The organism is Brachybacterium epidermidis (genome assembly GCF_015209585.1).
Classification (GTDB): Bacteria; Actinomycetota; Actinomycetes; order Actinomycetales; family Dermabacteraceae; genus Brachybacterium; species Brachybacterium epidermidis.
The window spans coordinates 24,729-43,418 of sequence record NZ_JADEYR010000002.1 but is presented as its reverse complement, the minus strand read 5'-3'; the positions used below and the strand labels follow the sequence as shown (position 1 = coordinate 43,418).

Annotated in this window: 16 protein-coding genes; all 16 read right to left on the bottom strand. The window is 70.1% G+C overall.

Going from position 1 to position 18,690, the window contains the following annotated elements; all coding sequences use genetic code 11:
- Positions 1-26 precede the first annotated feature (26 nt).
- Positions 27-809, bottom strand: coding sequence for an SDR family NAD(P)-dependent oxidoreductase (locus IOE58_RS02905; RefSeq protein ID WP_193864956.1), 783 nt, complete (start codon positions 807-809; stop codon positions 27-29).
- Between the two features lie 14 nt (positions 810-823).
- Positions 824-1,561, bottom strand: a complete 738-nt coding sequence (locus IOE58_RS02900; protein ID WP_193864955.1) for a glutamine amidotransferase — start codon at positions 1,559-1,561, stop codon at positions 824-826.
- Complete coding sequence (locus IOE58_RS02895; protein WP_193864954.1) at positions 1,558-3,375, bottom strand: ATP-binding cassette domain-containing protein; 1,818 nt, start codon at positions 3,373-3,375, stop codon at positions 1,558-1,560. The genes IOE58_RS02900 and IOE58_RS02895 overlap by 4 nt, the downstream gene beginning before the upstream one ends.
- The gene (locus tag IOE58_RS02890) at positions 3,372-5,072 is read right to left on the bottom strand and encodes an ABC transporter substrate-binding protein (protein WP_193864953.1); all 1,701 of its coding nucleotides are present in this window, start codon (positions 5,070-5,072) and stop codon (positions 3,372-3,374) included. Before IOE58_RS02890 ends, IOE58_RS02895 begins: the two co-directional genes overlap by 4 nt.
- Positions 5,069-6,190: an ABC transporter permease gene (locus IOE58_RS02885; RefSeq protein ID WP_193864952.1), complete on the bottom strand. Its 1,122-nt coding sequence runs from the start codon at positions 6,188-6,190 to the stop codon at positions 5,069-5,071. Before IOE58_RS02885 ends, IOE58_RS02890 begins: the two co-directional genes overlap by 4 nt.
- Positions 6,187-7,128 (bottom strand): ABC transporter permease, encoded by a 942-nt coding sequence (locus IOE58_RS02880; RefSeq protein ID WP_193864951.1) that lies wholly within the window; start codon positions 7,126-7,128, stop codon positions 6,187-6,189. The genes IOE58_RS02885 and IOE58_RS02880 overlap by 4 nt, the downstream gene beginning before the upstream one ends.
- Before the next feature lie 293 nt (positions 7,129-7,421).
- Positions 7,422-8,141, bottom strand: a complete 720-nt coding sequence (locus tag IOE58_RS02875) for a DUF998 domain-containing protein (RefSeq protein ID WP_193864950.1) — start codon at positions 8,139-8,141, stop codon at positions 7,422-7,424.
- Between the two features lie 217 nt (positions 8,142-8,358).
- The gene (locus tag IOE58_RS02870) at positions 8,359-9,897 is read right to left on the bottom strand and encodes an SDR family oxidoreductase (protein ID WP_193864949.1); all 1,539 of its coding nucleotides are present in this window, start codon (positions 9,895-9,897) and stop codon (positions 8,359-8,361) included.
- A 197-nt stretch (positions 9,898-10,094) separates the two neighbouring features.
- Complete coding sequence (locus IOE58_RS02865) at positions 10,095-10,994, bottom strand: dihydrodipicolinate synthase family protein (protein WP_193864948.1); 900 nt, start codon at positions 10,992-10,994, stop codon at positions 10,095-10,097.
- A 96-nt stretch (positions 10,995-11,090) separates the two neighbouring features.
- Positions 11,091-12,290 (bottom strand): glycoside hydrolase family protein, encoded by a 1,200-nt coding sequence (locus IOE58_RS02860; protein WP_193864947.1) that lies wholly within the window; start codon positions 12,288-12,290, stop codon positions 11,091-11,093.
- Entirely contained in the window at positions 12,290-13,174 is an 885-nt protein-coding gene (locus tag IOE58_RS02855) for a carbohydrate ABC transporter permease (protein WP_193864946.1), read from the bottom strand. Before IOE58_RS02855 ends, IOE58_RS02860 begins: the two co-directional genes overlap by 1 nt.
- Before the next feature lies 1 nt (position 13,175).
- On the bottom strand, positions 13,176-14,126 hold the full coding sequence (locus tag IOE58_RS02850) for a carbohydrate ABC transporter permease (protein WP_193864945.1): 951 nt from the start codon (positions 14,124-14,126) through the stop codon (positions 13,176-13,178).
- Between the two features lie 96 nt (positions 14,127-14,222).
- On the bottom strand, positions 14,223-15,539 hold the full coding sequence (locus IOE58_RS02845; protein WP_193864944.1) for an ABC transporter substrate-binding protein: 1,317 nt from the start codon (positions 15,537-15,539) through the stop codon (positions 14,223-14,225).
- Between the two features lie 82 nt (positions 15,540-15,621).
- On the bottom strand, positions 15,622-16,521 hold the full coding sequence (locus tag IOE58_RS02840; protein WP_193864943.1) for a dihydrodipicolinate synthase family protein: 900 nt from the start codon (positions 16,519-16,521) through the stop codon (positions 15,622-15,624).
- Positions 16,518-17,270 carry a FadR/GntR family transcriptional regulator gene (locus IOE58_RS02835; RefSeq protein ID WP_193864942.1) on the bottom strand — a complete coding sequence of 251 codons (753 nt, stop codon included), beginning with the start codon at positions 17,268-17,270 and terminating at the stop codon, positions 16,518-16,520. The genes IOE58_RS02840 and IOE58_RS02835 overlap by 4 nt, the downstream gene beginning before the upstream one ends.
- 134 nt (positions 17,271-17,404) lie before the next feature.
- A complete protein-coding gene (locus IOE58_RS02830; RefSeq protein ID WP_193864941.1) occupies positions 17,405-18,631 on the bottom strand; it encodes an amidohydrolase in 1,227 nt (408 codons plus the stop codon).
- Positions 18,632-18,690: the final 59 nt, after the last annotated feature.

Here is an 18,690-nt window from a genome sequence, read left to right as displayed (position 1 = left end):
TGCTCGCCTGCCCCGGCGCCGCGCACCTACCCGAGGTCGCCGGGCCCAGGCCCCCGTAGGAGCACGCCGCCGTCCACCGGGAGCGTGTGGCCGGTGATCCAGGAGGCATCGTCGGAGGCCAGGAACGCCACGGCCGCGGCGATGTCCTCCGGCTCACCCACCCGGCCCAGCGGATACATGTGCCGCATACGCTCGGACTCCTTGCCGTCCTCGCCCCACACGCGGGTGCGCACGGTGCCGGGCGCCACGGCGTTCACCCGGATCCCGTCGGGTGCGAGCTCGGCGGCCAGGTTCTGCGTCACCGAGAGCAGCCCGCGCTTCGCCGCGGAGTAGGGCGGGCCACCGAACGCCATCAGGGCATTCACCGAGGACACACTCACCACCGCCGCATGATCGCTGGCGCGCAGGTGGGGGAGTGCGGCCCGGGTGGCACGCACAGGCCCCAGGAGGTTCCAGTCCAGCATCCGCGTCCAGGTCTCGTCGTCGAGGTCATCGAAGGCGGGGTAGCCGGTGTCGTCGCCGCCGGCCACATTCGCCAGCACGTCCAGCCCGCCCAGCTGCTTCACCACCTCAGCCACGGCTGCGTCCACCGACCCGGGATCGGTGATGTCCATCTGCACCGCGAGGTGAGGAGCGGCGCTGGCCCCCGCCAGGGTCACGACCGTCGCGCGCGCGGCATCGAGATCGAGATCCGCCACGGCGACCTGGGCACCGTCCCGGGCGAAGCGTGCCGCGCAGGCCGCGCCGATGCCGTGGGCGCCGCCCACCACCAGCGCCCGCCGCCCGTCGAAGGTGCGATTCTGCCCCATTGTCCGGTCCCCATTCACCGCGCGAACAGTTTGACGAAGCCGCGCAGCACCCCGGCCGGAGCGCCGGCATCGACCTGGCTGACCTCCTCGATGAGATCGTCCATTTCGTCGGGGGAGAAGTAGCCGGCGTCCTTGTAGATGCGGATCCGCTGCACCAGGCCGGGCACGTCCAGCTCCGGGTGGAACTGGGTGGCGTACTGCCGGGTGCCCACGCGGAACATCTGCACCGGTGCCGTGGCCGAGCTCGCCAGGCACACGGCGTGCTCGGGCAGGGAGCGGACGCCCTCCTTGTGGCCGACGAACGCCGTGAACGAGTCCGGCAGGCCCGCGGCCTCCACCAGAGCATCGCGCCTGCCCTCCTCGCTGAGCCGCACGGTGACGGCGCCGACGGGCTCACCGTGGGTGCGGTCCACGATCGCCCCCTGGTGCACCCCGAGCGTGCCCACGCCGTAGCAGGCGCCGAGAAACGGCACGTCGTGCTCGATCACCAGGTCCAGCACCCGCTTCAGGTCGCTCTCGACCCGCTGCTGGGTGGCGCTCTTGGAGTCCTCCGGGTCCGAGGTGGTGAAGGGGCTGCCGCCCACGATCACGCCGGAGTACTCGGCCAGGTCGATCTCGCCCAGGGGTGCTGCCTCGAGGTGCACCCGCACCAGCTGGTCCGCGCGCAGGCCGGCGAATCGACGGAACGCCTCGTACTCGGCGTCGGCGGCCTCGTCCTCGAACCGGGTGGCCAGCAGCAGGAACGGTCTCATCCGCGCATCGTAGCCTCAGGCCGACCCACTGATTCACAGGCGGGCCGCTGGCCCTCGCGCAGGCGCCGCGACGGGTCCGGCACACTCTCCAGCAGCGCCCGCGTGTACTCGTGCCGAGGGCTGCCCAGCACCTGGTGCACGGTGCCCTGCTCCACGGCCCGGCCGCGGCGCAGCACCGTCACGTGATCGGCGAGCGATCCCACCACCGCGAGGTCGTGGCTGATGAACACGCAGGCGAAGCGCGCCTCCTCGATGGCCTCGCGCAGCACCTCGATCACGTGCGCCTGCACGGTGACGTCCAGCGCGCTGGTGGGCTCGTCGGCGATCAGCAGCGAGGGCTGCAGGATCAGCGCGCGAGCGATCGAGACCCGCTGCCGCTGCCCGCCGGAGAGCTCGTGGGGCAGCCGCTGCGTGTAGGACGCGGGCAGGCGCACCTGCTCCAGGGCGTGATGCACTCGCCGGTCTACGTCGGCGCGGCCCACCCCGCCCGCCAGGTGCAGGGGCTCGCTGATGCTCCACCCGACGGTGCGGCGAGGGTTCAGGGACGAGGCCGGGTCCTGGAACACCAGGCCGGCCCGCGCGTACACCCCGCGGCGAGCCGCCGGGGAGAGGCTGCGGGGGTCCGTCCCGTCCAGTTCGAGCACGCGCGCCTGGGCCGGGACCAGCCCCACCAGGGCCTTGCCCCATGTCGACTTTCCCGAGCCCGACTCGCCCACCAGGCCGTGGATCTGCCCGCGGCCGATCTCGAAGCCCACGTCGTCCAGCGCCAGGTGGGACCCACCACGCCGGTCGTAGCGGACCGACAAGCCCTCGACGCGCACCACCGGGGGCTCCGATGCGGCGGTCCCGCGGGATGGGTCGCTCTCGCCCTGCGTGGCAGCATCGTCGTCGCCCCGTGCGGCAGTATCGTCGTCGCCCCGTGTGGACGCACCGTCCTTCTGCTCGGCGCTCGACCGCGCTGACGCCCGCTCCAGGCTGGGCAACAGTCTCGGCACGGCCGACAGCAGCGTCTGCGTATAAGGGGCGGTGGGGGCACCGAGCACCTGCTGGACGGTGCCGGTCTCGCGCACCTCGCCGCCCTGCAGCACCACCACGTCGTCGGCGATCTCGCCCACCACGCCCATGTCGTGCGTGATCAGCAGGACTCCGATGCCGCGCTCGCGCACGATCCGGGTGAGCAGGTCCAGCACGCCGCGCTGGACCGTGACATCGAGAGCGGTGGTCGGCTCATCGGCGATCAGCAGCGCGGGGTCCCCGCTGAGCGCGAGCGCGATCACCACGCGCTGCAGCTCACCGCCGGAGAGCTCGTGCGGGTAGGAGGAGGCGGTGCGGTCCGGGTCCGGCAGGCCCACCGAGGCCAGCAGATCCCGGGTGCGCTGCGCGGCTCGGGGGCGGGATCGGATGTTCTCGCGCACCCCGAGCACGTCGCGGAAGACGGCGCTGACCTTCATCACCGGTGACAGTGACTGCCCCGGCTCCTGGAAGATCATCCCGAGGCCCCCGGCGCGGGTGCGGCGCATCTGCTGGGGCGACCTGCCCAGCAGCTCCTCGCCTCGCAAGCGGGCGCTGCCGGTCACCTGTGCGCTGGCGGGTGCGAGCCCGATGGTGGCCAGTGCCGTCATCGACTTCCCGGAGCCGGACTCGCCCACCAGGGCGGTGATCCGCCCGGCGCGCACCGTGAGGTCCAGGCCCTTCAGGATCGGCCTGCCGGCGATGGTGACCCGCAGGTTCCGCAGGGCCAGCAGGTCCGGGTCTCCCGTGGAGCCGGGATCCTGCGCGGGCCCGGCATCGGTGGCGCGGGTGCTGTCGCTCATGCCTTCAGGGTGGTGGTGAGGTAGTTCGGGTAGGCCGGGAACTGCCCGATCACGAAGTTCTCCACCCCGGAGCCGTGGATGAAGGAGTTCTTCGAGTAGATCAGCGGCACCACGGGGGAGTCCTCCATGATCCGCTTGTCCACGGCCGCCCACTTGGCGGCGGCCTCGTCGGCGTCGAGGGTGGAGGAGGCCTCCAGCAGTGCCGCGTCCACCTCCTCGTTCGCATACCGCGCCAGGTTGTAGTTGCCGTTGCCGATCTGGGTGGACTCGAAAAGCGGGGTGAGGTTGGCGTTGGGGGAGGGCATGTCGGGCTGCCAGGAGCTGAGCACCATGTCGTAGGCGCTGCCGTCGCCCGCGGTCACCTCGGACTGGTAGGCGTTGGCGTCCAGCGGCTGGATGGTGACGGTGATCCCGGCTCGGGTGAGGGCCTGCTGGATCGACTCGGCGGCGGCGGTCTGGGTGTCCTGGATGACCAGGCGCAGCGACAGGTCCTGTGCCCCGGCCTCGGCCAGCAGGCGCCTGGCCTCCTCGGCATCGCCGGTGGGATCCTCGGCGTACAGGTTGTACTCCTCGCGGCCGGCGATGCCCGGGGTGATCAAGGTGGTGGCGAAGTCGCCGGAGATCTCCCCGCCCTTCGCGGTGCGGTACGCCTCCTTGTCCACGGCGTACTGCAGCGCCTTGCGGACGTTCACATCCTTCAGGGCCTCCGATTCGGTGTTCAGCGCCAGGTACTCCAGTGCCCCGGGGCCCGAGGTCACTAGGCGATCGCCCACCTTCGGGTCGTTGCGGGCCTGCACCAGCTGGGCGGTGGGCACGAAGCTGGCCAGGAACCCGTCCTGGGCGTCGGAGCGGTCGGCGATGATCGACTGCGCCACCACGCTCGCATCCTGGGCCAGCGCGAACTCGATGGTGTCGGGGCCGCCGGTGCGGGCCTGGTCGGTGCTTGCGTCCCAGTGCTCGTTGCGCACCAGCACGGCCTTGGCGCCGGGGGAGTAGGACTCCACGCGGTAGGGGCCGCTGGTCACAGGCTGGGTGGCGTAGGTCTCCGGCTGGCCGGAGTCCTCCGGGACCGGGGCGAAGGCGGGGTTGGAGGCCACCCAGCCGAAGTCGCCGTAGGGGCGGTTCAGGTGCAGCACCAGGGTGAGGTCGTCGACGGCCTCGATGGAGTCGAGGTGCTCACCGGAGAACGGCCCCGCGTAGTCCTCGCCGCCCTCCAGCAGCACCTTGTGGTAGGTGAGGCCGCCGGTGAGCTCGGGGGCGAAGGACCGCTCCAGCCCGTACTTCACGGCGGCGGCGGTGATGGGGGTCCCGTCCTCGAACTTCAGTCCCTCCTGGAGGGTGAAGGTCCAGGTCTTCCCGTCCTCGGAGGGGGTGCCGGTGTCGGTGGCGAGGTCGGGGATCAGCTCGGTGGGGGCGTCCGGAGAGGTCTTCCAGGCGGTGAGGCGGCGCGCGGTCAGGCCCAGGGAGGTGATCGCGAGGCTCTGGCTGGTGGCCGGGTCGAAGCTCATCTCCTCGCCGGTGGTGTAGATGGTCAGGGTGCCACCGGTCTGACCGCCGCCGTCAGACCCGGAGCTGCCGGAGCTCCCGGAGCCATTGCCGGAGCAGGCGGCCAGGGCGCCGGTGCCGAGCATCACGGGGGTGGCCAGCAGGATGCTGCGGCGGGAGAAGGTCGAGCTGGTGCGGGGCGAGGTGCTCATGGGGATGTCTCCTGGGTGGTGCGGGACGGCCGAGGGATCGAGTGGGTCGAGCTGGTCGGGTCGGGGCCGGAGGGGTCGGAGTCGGAGGGGTCGGGCTCGCCCGTGCCGTGGTCGGACAGGGTGGTGGTGCGCCTGCCGGTGGCGGCAAGGCGCCGGTCCAGCAGGGGGCGGGCGAGATCCGCGCAGAGGTTCGCAAGCACGATCAGCAGGGAGCCCACCAGGGTGGTGCCCACGATCACCGGCAGGTCGGCGGTGGAGGTCGCGTCCAGCAGCAGCGCGCCCAGGCCCGGCAGGCCGAAGATCCGCTCGGTGATGACGGTGCCGCCCAGCAGTGCCCCGATGTCCAGGGCGATCAGGGTGGTCAGCGGGAGCGCGAGATTCCGCAGCGCGTACCGGTCGATCCGTCGTTCCGGAAGGCCGGCAGCCCGTGCGGTGCGCGCGTAGTCCAAGCCCAGCTGCTCGATCATCGAGGACCGCACCAGGCGTGCGTATACGGCGCCATTGAGGAAGGCCAGGGTGATCCAGGGCAGAACCAGGTGGCGGGCCCACTGCAGGGGGCTCTCGATGAAGGGCTCATAGCCGCCGCTGGGCAGCAGGTCCAGCTGCAGGGCGAACACCACCACCGCCAGCAGGCCCACCACGAAGGCGGGGGCGGAGGCCGCAACCACGGACACCCCGGTCACGGTGCGGTCCAGGATGCCTCCCTGGCGGCGGGCGGCCAGCGCCCCGGCGGCGATCCCGAACAGTGCCTGCAGCGCGACGGCGCCCAGGGCGATCGAGAACGTGACCGGGAAGCGGTCCCCGATCAGCTCGGTCACCGACTGGTGCAGCTGGAAGGAGTACCCCAGGCAGGGGGCGGCGCACTGGACGGCCACCTCGGCCGAGCCGAAGGTGCGCCCGGTGAAGATCGCCACCAGGAAGGTGCCCAGTTGGGCGAACCACGGCTGGTCGAAGCCCATGAAGCCGCGGGCGGCCTCGAGGTCCTCCGGGGAGCAGGGTTTGCCGCACATCTGCAGGGCAGGGTCGATGGGGGCGAGGTAGAAGATCGCGAAGGTGAGCGTCATGACCATCAGCAGCACCACCACGCTGCGGGCCGCGCGCTGCAGGGCGGGGATCATCGCTGTGCCCCCCGGGGATCGAGGGCGTCGCGCAGGGTGTCGCCGAGGATGTTGAAGGAGAAGGTCACAAGGAACAGCGCCGCTGCGGGGAACAGCAGGAAGGCGGGGTCCACCAGCAACCAGCTGATGGCGTCACCGATCGACCGGCCCCACGAGGGGGTGGGCGGCAGCACGCCGACGCCGAGGAACGACAGGGTGGCTTCGGCGCTGATGCGGCCGGGCAGAGAGATGCAGGAGTAGACGATCACGGTGGAGGCGACGTTGGGCAGCACCTGGTGCCGCAGCACGTGGGCCAGGCGTGCCCCCATCACGCGGGAGGCCACCACGTACGGCTGACGCACGATCACGCGGGTCTCGGCAGCGACCACGCGAGCGATGCCCGGCCAGCCGAACACGCCGATGACCAGGGTGAGCAGCAGGGCGCGTGGGGCCTCGAGCGGGAACAGGGCGCTGAGGGCGATCGCGAAGATCAGGAAGGGGAAGCCCAGGGTGACATCGGTGGCCACCTCCACGAGCTTCTCGACGAACCCACCGACGGCGCCGGCCACGATCCCGAGCACCACGCCGATGACGGTGGCCAGCAGGGTGGAGGCGATGCCCACCAGCAGGGACACCCGGGCGCCGTGGACCACGAGGGAGAACAGGTCACGGCCGGTGCCGGGCTCCACCCCGAACCAGTGGTCGGCGCTGACCCCACCGAAGGCTCCCAGCGGCGCGGTGTCGGGGCCCAGGGCCTCGGGGTGGTACGTGAACGGGTCATTGTCGGACAGTGCGCTGAGCTGCGGGGCGAACACCGCAGCGAGCACGCTCGCCGCGACGACCACGGCAGCGGCAGCCGGGACGGGCCGCAGGAAGGCGCGCCACACGGGGGTCCGGGCGGTGCGGTCGTCCAGCGAGACCGCGGCCTCGACCGGGAGAGCATCGCTCGTCGTCATCATCGTTACTTTCGGTCGCGCAAAGAAAAACTATGGGCAGTATGGCACTGCCCTACACGCCCATGAACATCGCGGGGTCACGGAGCGTCACAGATCACCCTTGATCGCCTCGAGGATCCGCAGTCGTTCAGCGGCGGTCAGGCCCGGGCCGTTCTCCAGCACCCCGACCACCCCGCCGCCGATGTGCTGGAGCCGAGGCCGGTGAGGTGCTGAGCGATCAGGCCGCGGGTGCGCTCCTCGAGCGTCGACAGCTCGGGGTGGGCGTGGGGTCCTTCAGCAGGGGCCCTGCCGGGGGATCAGCGCCGCAGCTCGACCGCGCCCACCAGCGCCATCACCAGCACCGGGATCCACACGGCGATCCGCTCGGTCAGCCCCATGATCCCGCCGGAGTCCACGGTCCCCAGCATCACCACCGCCGCCACCAGCGCGAGCGCGGCGGCCACCAGGCACATCACACGCAGGGGCCCGCGCAGTGACAGCACCGCCAGCGCCATCACCGCGATCGGGCTCACTAGGATCGCCGGCAAGGACACCAGGCTGTGCAGCATCAGGTCCACGTCCAGCGGCACCAGGCCGGTGGCCAGGGTGGACGCCCCGGTAAGCGCGAGCGTGCCGACTGCGGCGACCGCGAGGGGACGGGACCGGCGCCACCACGCCCCGGCCAGGCACACCGATGCCACCAGCACCAGCAGGCCCGCCAGCACCATCCCGCCATTGACCACCGCATGGGCGGGGGAGCACACCTCCACGGCCCCGGAGGGGTAGGGGATCGCGGTGCAGGTGGTCGAGCCGAGGTCGCTGATGGTCTGCCGCACGGGGTCGTAAGGGAGGGCGGAGAGGGCCATGCCGACCAGTTCGGCGGGGATGGAAACGGCCTGCCCGAGCAGGGCCACGGCCCCGACGGTGACCAGGACGGGCCGGCGGGTCGAGGCGGGGCCGGTCGCGGCAGGACGGGGTGTCGTCGGGCGAGCTGTTGACGCAGGGGTCGCCGTCGGGCGGGCAGAGGAGGAGGTCATGCTCGCCATCCTGCGGTGCTCCCGCCCATTCGACCAACGATCCGGGCTGATCTCCGACCAAGGGATGAGAGGGCCGCACCTGTCGGCCCTGCTCACTTCCCCGCACGACATCATCAGCAGGTGGGTCTTGCCCGAGCCCGCGCCAGTGGTGGAGCTGACCCTGTCATCCCGCTGGGCCACCCCGTCAGCGGGAGCCGTCAGATCAGTCCGCCGCGGTTCAGTCCGCGACGGGGGTGCCGTCCACTCGTCGCCCGGCTTCCTCAAGGATGTTCTTGGCCATGGACGGGAACACCACGGCGTGGAAGGGGAGGATCGCCGTCCAGTACGCGCGGCCCACGATGCCCGAGGGCATGAACACCGCCCGCTGGCGGTAGACGCACCCCTCGGGGGTGCCCTCCACCCCCAGCTGCAGCCAGGCCCGTCCACCGGCCCGCATCTCGGCGCGGAGGGTGAGGCTGCGCCCGCGCTCCATGGACTCCACGCGCCACCAGTCCACCGGATCACCCACACGCAGGGTGCGCGGATCGCGGCGACCGCGGGTCAGGCCCGGCCCGCCCACGAGCTTGTCCATCCAGCCGCGGATCCTCCACAGGCCTGGTGTGGAGTACCAGCCGTTCTGGCCGCCGATCGATTCGATCACGGACCACACCGTGGCGGGGGGCAGCGTCGAGGTCTTCTCCCGCGTGTCCGTGTAGACCGTCTGCCCCGCCCAGTCCGGGTCAGCGGGGATCGGGTCGGCGGGTTCGGCCGAGGCCGTCAGGTCCGAGTCCCACGTCACCTCCAGTGGCCCTTCGGCCTGTCGGGCGAGGGCCTGCCGGACGGCCGCCCGGTAGGAGGTAAGACCGCCGGGCGGATCCGGGATCAGCCGCGCCACTTCATGGTTGTCGGTGACCGCGTCCTCCGCGAGCGAGGCGGCCAACTGGATGGCGATACCCACCGGGATCGGAGTGACCAGTCCGATCCACACCCCGGACAGCTTCTGCGCCGGCAGGGGCAGGGGCACCACCCGACGCCTGGCCAGCCCGGCCTCCGCGGCGAAGTCGGTGAGCATGGAGGCGAAGGTCTGGGCGCTGCCGCAGCCGATCTGGGCACGTGCCTGCACCGGCTCCTCCAGCGCGCACGCGTGCAGGAGGTAGTACAGGACGTCACGGATCGCGATCGGCTCCCCCCGGTTGGCCAGCCACTTCGGGCCAGGCATCACGGGGAGCCGCTCGGCCAGGTGCCTGATCATCTCGAAGGAGATCGACCCGGTGCCGATCACCACGCCTGCCTCGAAGGTGAGGGTGGGCACCGAGCAGGCGTCCAGACGGCGTGCGACCAGTTCACGTGAGCGCATGTGGTCCGAGAGTTCGTCGACGGGCCGATCCGGGTGGAGCCCGGAGAGGTACACCAGCTGTTGCACGCCTGCCTGCTCCGCAGCCACGGCGACGACGTCGGCGATGCCCTGCTCGCGCTCCACGAAGTCTCCGCCGCTGCCCATGGAGTGCACCAGGTACAGCACCGTGTGGACCCCGTCCATCGCAGCTCGCACCTGGTCTGGTTCACTGAGGTCGCAGCGCACCAGGTCCACCTGATCGGCCCACGGGCGGTCGCTGAGGACCTCGGGTTTGCGGGCACCTGCCCGGACCTCGAAGCCGGCGGCCAGCAGTTCGGGGATGAGCCTCCCACCCACGTAACCGGTGGCCCCGGTGACCAGGACGGACCGGCCTGCGCCGGCGGGAGTGGACAGACTGAGCAGGGGCGAGGGTGCGTTCATGGGCCCACAGTAGAGCGCCTCTTCACAGATGAGGGTGTAGGAGCTGTCGGCGTGGCGGTGTCGGGATTGGCGTCCGCGCCTCGTGCTGCCGACCCCCGCCACGCCGACCCCGGCCACGCCGAGGCTCCCGCGCCAGGCCCCGCGCCGAGGGGACCGTGCAGGAGCCCCTGTCGGACGGGGCCGCGCAGGAGCCCCGATCAGAGGGGTCGGATCAGGTACGGCTCCAGCTCAGGCACACCACTGAGGGCCCCGGCCAACGCCTGGTCCGTCTCGGCAGGGATCTGCGCCATCGGCTTGCGGGCCTGCCCCACGTCCAGGCCACGGCCGCGCAGCACCGCCTTCAGGAAGGGGATGAACTCCCATCCGTCCATGCGGTTCCACACCGGCATCACCAGGTGCTGGAACCGTGTGGCCTCCGCCAGATCGCCCGCCCGGAACGCCGCGTACAGCTCCGCGAACACCCGGCAGATCACGTTGTAGGTGGAACCGATGCCCCCGTCGGCGCCCTGGGCGAGGGAGCCCAGCAGGGCGTCGTCGGCCCCGGAGAGGATCGCGAAGTCATCGGGCCTTTCGGCGCGCACGCGTGCCATCACCGACAGGTCGGCGCTGGTGTACTTCATGCCGTGCAGCACGTCCTGCTCAGCGAGCTCCAGGAAGAAGTCCGCCGGCAGCTTCCGGCCCGTCTGGCCGGGGATGTAGTACGCCAGCAGCGGCAGGTCCGTCTGCTCGCGGACTTCGCGGAAGTAGGTGGCCAGTGACTCGTCGGTGTACGTGAAGTAGGTGGGAATGTTGGCGCTGATGCCCGTGGCGCCGGCGTCGGCGGCCCTCCGTGCCAGCTCCAGGGTGTCGCGATGATCGCTCGCCGCCATGTGGAACAGGGCCGGACGACCGTCCGCCGCCTCCACGGTGGCCTCCAGGATCCGCAGACGCTCGGCGGTGTCGAGCAGGTAGCACTCTGCCGAGCTGCCGGTGACGAAGTAGCCGTCGGCCCCCTCCGCATTCAGGGTGCGCACCAAGCGCTGCAGCACCGGCAAGGACACCTCGCCGGCGCTGTCGTAGGGCGTGACGAGGGCAGGGATGATCCCCTGGAAGGTCATGGCTCAGCTCCGGTCCCGACCGATCCGCTCGGCCCGCGGATCTTCTGCCACGATTCTTCCGCCCGCCGAGACATCGGATGTATCCGATGGTCCCGATCAGAGGTCGTACGGCACCGGTATCCCTTGGCGTCGAGCGGCCGCCTCCATCCAGAAATAATCCCCCCATGCGCAGGGCTCATCGATCCCTCGGCCCGCCGGGTAGTAGTACAGCCCGCCTCCCAGCAGTCCCGTTCCCGCTCGGTCCGGCTGAGAGTACGGCTCCAGTGCAGCCTGCAGCCTGTCAGCGGCACCCGGGGGTCCTGTGGTGCCGTGTGGTGCTGACCCCTCCCAGGCAGTCAGCGCAGCCAGCACGATGGCCGAAGCAGAGGTGTCGGACGGCGTCTGCTCCCCCTGCGGCATCGAGAAGTCCCAAGGGGCCACCCCGGAGGGCAACGAATGGTCGAGGAACCTGCGCGCGAGCGCGGCCGCGTCCCCGCGCCACTGCTCGGCCTCATCCGGCGGAAGCCAGCCCTGGGCCCCCAGCATCCTGGCCGTCAGCTCCATCCCGTAGACGGTCCACGCCTGTGCCCGGGACCATGGACTGGTGGGGGAGTCCCCCTGGATCGTCGACGGGCCGCGCCGCTCGCCGGTGACCGGATCGATCTCGTAGCCGTGCAGCACCCAGCCCTCGGGCGTGGTGAGCAGCTCCCTCGCCGTGCGGGCATGACCGACGGCGACATCGGCCCAGGCCGGACGATCGAACTCGCGGGCTCCCCACAGCAGCAGCGGCAGGTTCATCCAGGTGTCGGCAATGAACCTCCCCGCGGGGCCGTCGTTGTCCCCGGGCTGGTCGATGTGTGCGCCGGTGGAGCCCTGCCAGCCGTGAGCACGCAGGAAGCGGCCCTCCGGGTTGTACCGCCCGGCCAGTGCCTCGCATGCTGCTGCAAGTGCTTCGCGGTACTGCGGCCGCACCCCGCTGCGGAGATCGGCGAGGGGCCCCAGGATCATCAGGAAGCCGAGGTCGTGGTCGAACTCGGGTCCACGGTCCATCACCAGACCGCACAGCTTCTCCTGCTCTGAGTCGAGCCGACGGCGCACCGAGGGGTCCTGGATCACCGCCTCAGTGAGGTGCAACTGGCCCAGCCAGAACCCCAAGGTCCAGGGCGGGGTGCGTGAGCCGTGCACGGCTCCCGCTGAGACGTCCCCGTCGATAGCGACGTACGGTGCGCCACCATCCGGCACCGACTCCAGCAAGGCGCGGGTTCGTTCGGCCATCGTCTCCAGGCGCGATCGGGGGTTCGAGGCCTCGGCGGGCATCACCCCTTCACCGATCCAGCGGTGAGGCCGGAGATCAACGTCTTCTGCACCAACGAGAACATGATCACCGCCGGGATCACGGCGATCGTGCCGGCTGCGAGGATCCCGCCCCAGTTGGTAGCGCCGATCGAGTTCATCACCTGGGCGATCCCGATCTGGAGAGTCTTGGAGTACTCGGAACTGGTGAGGATCAGCGCGTACTGGTAGTCGTTCCATCCCAGGATGAAGGCGTAGAGGGAGATCGCTGCCAACCCGGGCAGCGACAGCGGCAGGATGATCCGCCAGAACGTCCCGAACTTGGAGCAGCCGTCCATCGCTGCAGCCTCCTCGAGCTCCACCGGGATGGCGCGGTAGAACCCGGCCATCAGCCAGATCGCGGCGGGGATGGTGAGGGTCTGGTAGATCAGCACCAGCACCTCGCGGGTGTTGATCAGGTCCAAGGTGGCGGCGATCTGGTACCAGGGCACCATGATCATCGGGCCCTGGATCATCTGCGAGATGACGAGGAATGCCACCAGGGCCCGGGCCAGGCCGCCCTTGTAGCGGGCCAGGCCGTACCCGGCCACAGCACAGAACACTGTGGTCAGCAGGGCCGACATGATGTTGGTGGAGAACGTGTTGATGAGCAGCTGGGTCATGTCCATGCCGTCGGGTCGCAGCGCCCACCGGTAGTTGTCCAGGCTCACCCCCTCGAGGGAGAAGTCCGGGGTGGAGCCGAACAGCATCGAGTTCGGCTTCAGCGAGGAGAAGGCCATCCACAGTGCGGGCAGCAGGAGGAAGGCCATCAGCACGAACAGGGCGGTGTAGCGGCCGATGAGGTCCAGGGGCCTCACCCTCTTCTTGCGGGGGGCGATGACCTCGCCGGTGACCTGTGATGTCGTCATCTCAGGACTCCTTGTCTCGGAACAGCAGGGCGTACATGGCCGCGACCACGAAGATGATGACCAGGGCCAGGGTGGCCACCGCCCCGGCCATGCCGTACTCGAGCCGGTTGAACGCCCAGGTGTACACGTAGGTGGGCAGGATCGAGGTGGCGAAGCCCGGGCCGCCGTTGGTCAGGGCCCAGATCAGCTCGAACTTGAACCAGGTGGTGACCAGGGAGATCATCCCGGTGGTGAACAGGGTGCCGCGGATGGACGGGATCGTGACGTGGAAGAACCGCTTGACCCGCCCGGCGCCGTCCACCGCCGCGGATTCGTGGAGGTCCTGGGGGACGCCCTGCAGTGCCGCCAGCACCAGCAGGGTCACGAACGGCACTCCCTTCCAGGTGGAGGCGAACAGCAGCACCGGCCACACCCAGAACTCGGAGGCCAGGAACACCGTGGGCTGATCGAAGACCCCGAGCCGGGTGAGGAAGAAGTTCGCCAGTCCGGAGTTGGAGCCCTCGAAGATCCAACGCCAGATCACGCCGACCACCACCGTGGGAGTCACCCACGGCACCATCAGCAGCCCGCGCCACACGGAGCGAAGCGCGATCTTCGAGTTCAGGACCAGGGCCGCGAGCGTGCCGATCACGAGCTGGAGGATCACCGAGAGGAAGACCCAGATGAAGCTGTTGCGGACGATCCCCCAGAAGTGAGGGTCCTCGGTGAGGAGGCGTTCGAAGTTCTGGGCGCCGACGAACCCCGGGTCTGCGGTCCGGGCACCCTCGTCGGTCCACCCCATCCGCAGGGTCTCCAGCAGCGGATAGAACTGGAAGACGGCCAGGGTGATGAGCACCGGCAGCAGCAGGAGCAGCCAGAAGCCGGTCTTGTCGTACCAGCTGCGCATGCGCACGCCGCGCGTGCGGTGGCGCGAGGGTGGGGGAGCGGTCTGTCGGATGCTGGGGGAAGCCATGGTCTCTCTGGAGGCGGGCGGTCGTCGGCAGCGGATGGGAGGGCTGCCGACGACCACCTGGGGACGGGGCCTGGGTGGGAGCGGAGTCGCAGGCGGTCAGCCGGCGACCGAGCCGAAGCGCTCGCTCATCTTCTCCACGGCCTCCTCGGCATCGATCGACCCGGCGATGAACTCGTTGAAGATGATCTGGAACTCGGGTTCGATCGCGGGCTGGCCGGGGATCTTCTGGAGCTCGGTGCCGCGCTCGTCCGCGATCCGCATCTGCGCCTCGCAGTGAGCGATGTGGCCCTCGACCGCATCGGGGTAGTACTGCTCGATCCAGGGACGCAGGTCGTCGATCGTGATGTCGGTGGTGGCGGGGGCGTGGGCCACGGCGGTCAGGCGAGCCTGCCACTCCGGCTTGAGCAGCTCCTCCATCACCGTCCACCCGGCGTCCTGGTTCTCGCTGCCCTCGAACAGGGCGAATCCGGCGTTGGAGATCGGGACCGATTTGTCGCTGCCCGAGGGGCCCGTCGGGTAGGGAATCTGCACGGAGCTGCCCACGATCTCCGGGCTCAGCTCGTAGACGTTGGCGGTGAAGAACGAGCCCGCCGCGATCATCGCCGTCTCCCCGTTGGCGAAGGAGCGGAACATCTCCGGGTAGGCCCACGCCTTGTCGGCATCGGGCCGCAGGTCGTTGAAGGCACGCAGGTGGTCGAGGGTCTGCACCCACTTCTCGGTCTCCGGTTCGGCGTAGTCGCCGGGGTTGAAGCCGTTGGCGTAGGCCGCGGTCATGAAGGTGCGGAAGGCGAACCGGGGGTTCTGCATGGGGATGCAGAACCCGTAGGTGCCGCCCCCCGTCAGCTCGGTGGCGGCGGCCTCCATGTCCTCATAGGTGGCAATGCCCTCAGGATCGATCCCGGCTGCCTCGGCCAGCTCGCGGTTGACCACCAGGGTCCACGACTGCGCGGAGTACGGCAGTGCGTACAGCGAGCCGTCCATGGTGGAGTACTCCAGCGTGCCGGGGCGGAACAGGGAGGTGTCGATGTCGGCGGTGCGCTCATCGAGGGAGGCGAGCGCACCCATGGCGACCCAGTCGGTGACGTCCTGCGTCATCGTCAGATCCGGTGCGTCGTTGGCCTGGATGCGCACCGACAGCTGCTGCTGCATGTCGTTCCAGGACAGGAAGTTGTACTCGATCTCCGTGCCCTGCTCGCCCATGGCGGCCTTCAGATCGTTGGCGACCGCGGTCTCCGGATCAGAGGTGCCGGGCCAGATGAACTCCAGTCCGTTTCCGGAGCCGCCGCCTCCGTCGGAGCCACCGGATCCGGTGCCGGAGCCGGAGTCCTCATTCGGGGTGCAGGCGACGGCAGCGGCGGTGAGCCCGCCCGCGCCCATGATCTGGAGCAGTCGACGTCGGACGATGGTGTTCATGGTGCATCTCCTCGTTGAAGTACAGCGGAACTGGTCGGGCAGGGCGGGTGTGGGCGACGGGCGGGTGGCGCGGAACCGCGGGTCAGCGCGGGTCGATGAGGTATGGGGCGAGCTCCGGCTTCCTGCTCAGGCGCAGGGCCAGGGCGTCGTCCCGCTCGGTGGGGATCGCGGTCATGGGGGCACGGGCCTGTCCCGTGTCGAGCCCACGGGAACGCAGCACCGACTTCAGGAAGGAGATGAACTCCCAGTCGGCCATCTCCCCCAGCAGGGAGACCGAGACGGACTGCAGGCGCCGCGCCTCGAGCAGGTCCCCCTCGCGGAACGCTCGGAGCAGATCGGCGTAGACGCGGCAGGCGAGGTTGTAGCTGGAGCCGATCCCGCCGTCGGCGCCGTGGGCGAGGGAACCCAGCAGGGTGTCGTCGGAACCGGCGAGGATGGTGAAGCCGTCCGGCAGTGCGGCGCGGATCCGGGCCATGATCCCCAGGTCGCTGCTGGTGTACTTCATCCCCTGAAGCGTTCCGTCCTCGGCGAGGTCCAGGAAGAACTCCGCCGTGAGCAGTCGGCCCGTCTGGCTGGGGATGTAGTAGGCCAGCAGGGGCAGCTCCGTGTGCTCGCGCAGGGTCCTGAAGTAGGTGGCCAGGGACTCGTCGGAGTAGGTGAAGTAGGTCGGGATGTTCGCGCACACGGCTGCGGCCCCCGAATCTGCGGCCCGGCGCGTGTGCTCGATGGTGGAACGGTGGTCCGTGGCCGCCACGTGGAAGACCACGGGTCGGCCCTCGGCGGCCTGGACGGTTGCCTCGAGGATCTCGAGGCGCTCGCCCGTGGACAGCAGATAGCACTCCGCCGAGCTGCCGGAGACGAAGTAGCCGTTGGCCCCCTCCGCGTTGAGGGTGGTGACCAGGCGGTGCGTCAGTGCGGGCGAGACGGCGCCGTTCGGCTCGTAGGGGGTGATGAGTGCGGGGAAGATCCCGGTCAGACTCATGGCTGCTCCTCGGTGTCCTGGATTCGGGAGAAACGGGCCAGCTCGTGCTCGAGCTGGCGGAAGTGCTCTCGCATCGCTGCGCGGATCCGGTGCTCGTCTCCGTCGCGGAGGGCCTCGACGATCTCGCGGTGCTCCTGCACCCCCCGGGAGTTGCTGCTGAAGTCGAGGGCGTGGCGGGCGGAGTCGAACAGTCCCCAGAAGGCGCTGATCAGGTCCATGACCAGCCGGTTGTCGATGGGTTCGTACAGTGCTTGGTGGAAGGCCTCGTCGAGGCGGGGGTCGACGTCGCCCTCGGTGCTCGTGGCCTCCATCTCGGAGGTGATGCGCTCCAGCGCGTCGAGGTGCTCATCGGTCATGTGCACAGCGGCGCGCACGAGGAAGTTCTCCTCGATGACGGTGCGCACCTCGAGGATGTCGTTGAGGCCCTGGGCGCGGTTGAGGAGGTCGTAGGGGAGTGCCCGGACCACGGGGCGGATGCTGAACGTCCCGACCCGGAGGCCGACGCCGTGGACCACCTTGATGTACCCCAGGGTCTCCAGTCGCCGCACCGACTCCCGGACCGTGCTCTTGGAGACCCCCAGCTCGCTCGCGATCTGCCCCTCCGACGGCAGGTCATCCCCCTCGACCAGGCCGCGATGGGCGATGTACTGGCGGATACTGCGTTCCACCTGCGTGCCGAGCAGCTGCTTGCGTCCTTCTGCGCCGCTGAGGGTGAGCCGCCCGGTGGCGGGAGGGGTCGACGATGACATGGCCCGAGGTTAGCGGTTATCCGATATCTGCCAACAGATGACAGGGGTGCACCGTGACCTCTTTGTGACCTAAGCCTTCGAGCGGTGCCTAGACCGTCCGCTCAGTGCCGACAGCACGCGGCGCCGAGTGCCGCTCACACCTCGTCGGCCAGCAGCCCCAGGATCACCGCCGCCGCGGCCTCAGTGCCGGTGCGTAGGGTGGGCTGCAGGTCCGGGGCCCAGTGCGGGCTGTGGTTGGGCAGCACCTCGCTGCCCTCGGCGTACCCGCCGAAGCCCCAGTAGCAGTAGGGGACCCCGAAGGCCTCGGGGATGAGGGAGAAGTCCTCCGAGGCGGTGGCCGGGTCCATCTGCTCCACCCGGTCCTCGCCGAAGTGCGCGACCAGCGCGTCCCGAACCGCGGCCGCGACGGCCGGGTCGTTGTCGGTCACCGGGTACTGGGAGATGGTCTCGAATCGAGGCTCGCGCGGGGAGCGGGCGGCCTGGCACTCCGCGCGGACGATCCGCTCCATGCCCTCGACCAGGCGCTGGAGCACCTCCTCGCTGTAGGCGCGGAAGTTCAGCTGCAGGGTCGCGGTCTCGGGGATCACGTTGGGGGAGCTGCCGGCGTGGAGGGACCCCACGGTCACCACGCCGAACTCCTGCGGGGAGAGCTCGCGGGAGACCAGGGTCTGCAGGCTGGTGACGATCTTCGCCGCCAGCACCACCGGGTCCACGCCCAGGTGCGGCATCGAGCCATGGGAGCCGCTTCCGAACACCTCCACCGTCATCGACTGGGAGGTGGACAGCACCGGACCCTCCGCCACCGCCACCTTCCCGGATACGGGCTCGGTGAGCACGTGCTGGCTCAGGCACACCTCGGGACGGGGCAGTGCGTCCATCAGCCCGTCCTCGACCATGGTCTGCGCACCGTCCCCGAACTCCTCGCCGGGCTGGAACAGCATCAGCACGGTGCCGCTCCACTCCTGTCGGTGCTCGGCCAGCAGCTTCGCCGCCCCCAGGCCGGTGGCCACGTGGAAGTCGTGCCCGCAGGCGTGCATCACCGGCTGGACGACGCCGGTGAGGTCCTCCTGGGTGTCGGTGGAGGCGTAGGGCAGCCCGGAGTCCTCCCGGATCGGCAGGGCGTCCATGTCGGCCCGGTGCAGCACGGTGCGGCCCTCGCCGTTCTCGAGCACCCCCACCACGCCACCGCCGAGCTCGTGCACCTCGTAGCCGAAGTCGGTGAGGTGCTGGGCCACCAGGGCGCGGGTGCGCTCCTCGACCATCGACAGCTCCGGATGCTGGTGGAGATCCTTCAGCAGGGGCTCCTGCCAGGAGTCGATCGTCTCGAGGGTCTCGAGCATGGCGTCACTGAGCTGGGACATCGCACATTCCTCTCCGGGGTCTCCTTCCTGAGACTATCGGTGCGGGGCAGTGCGATCTG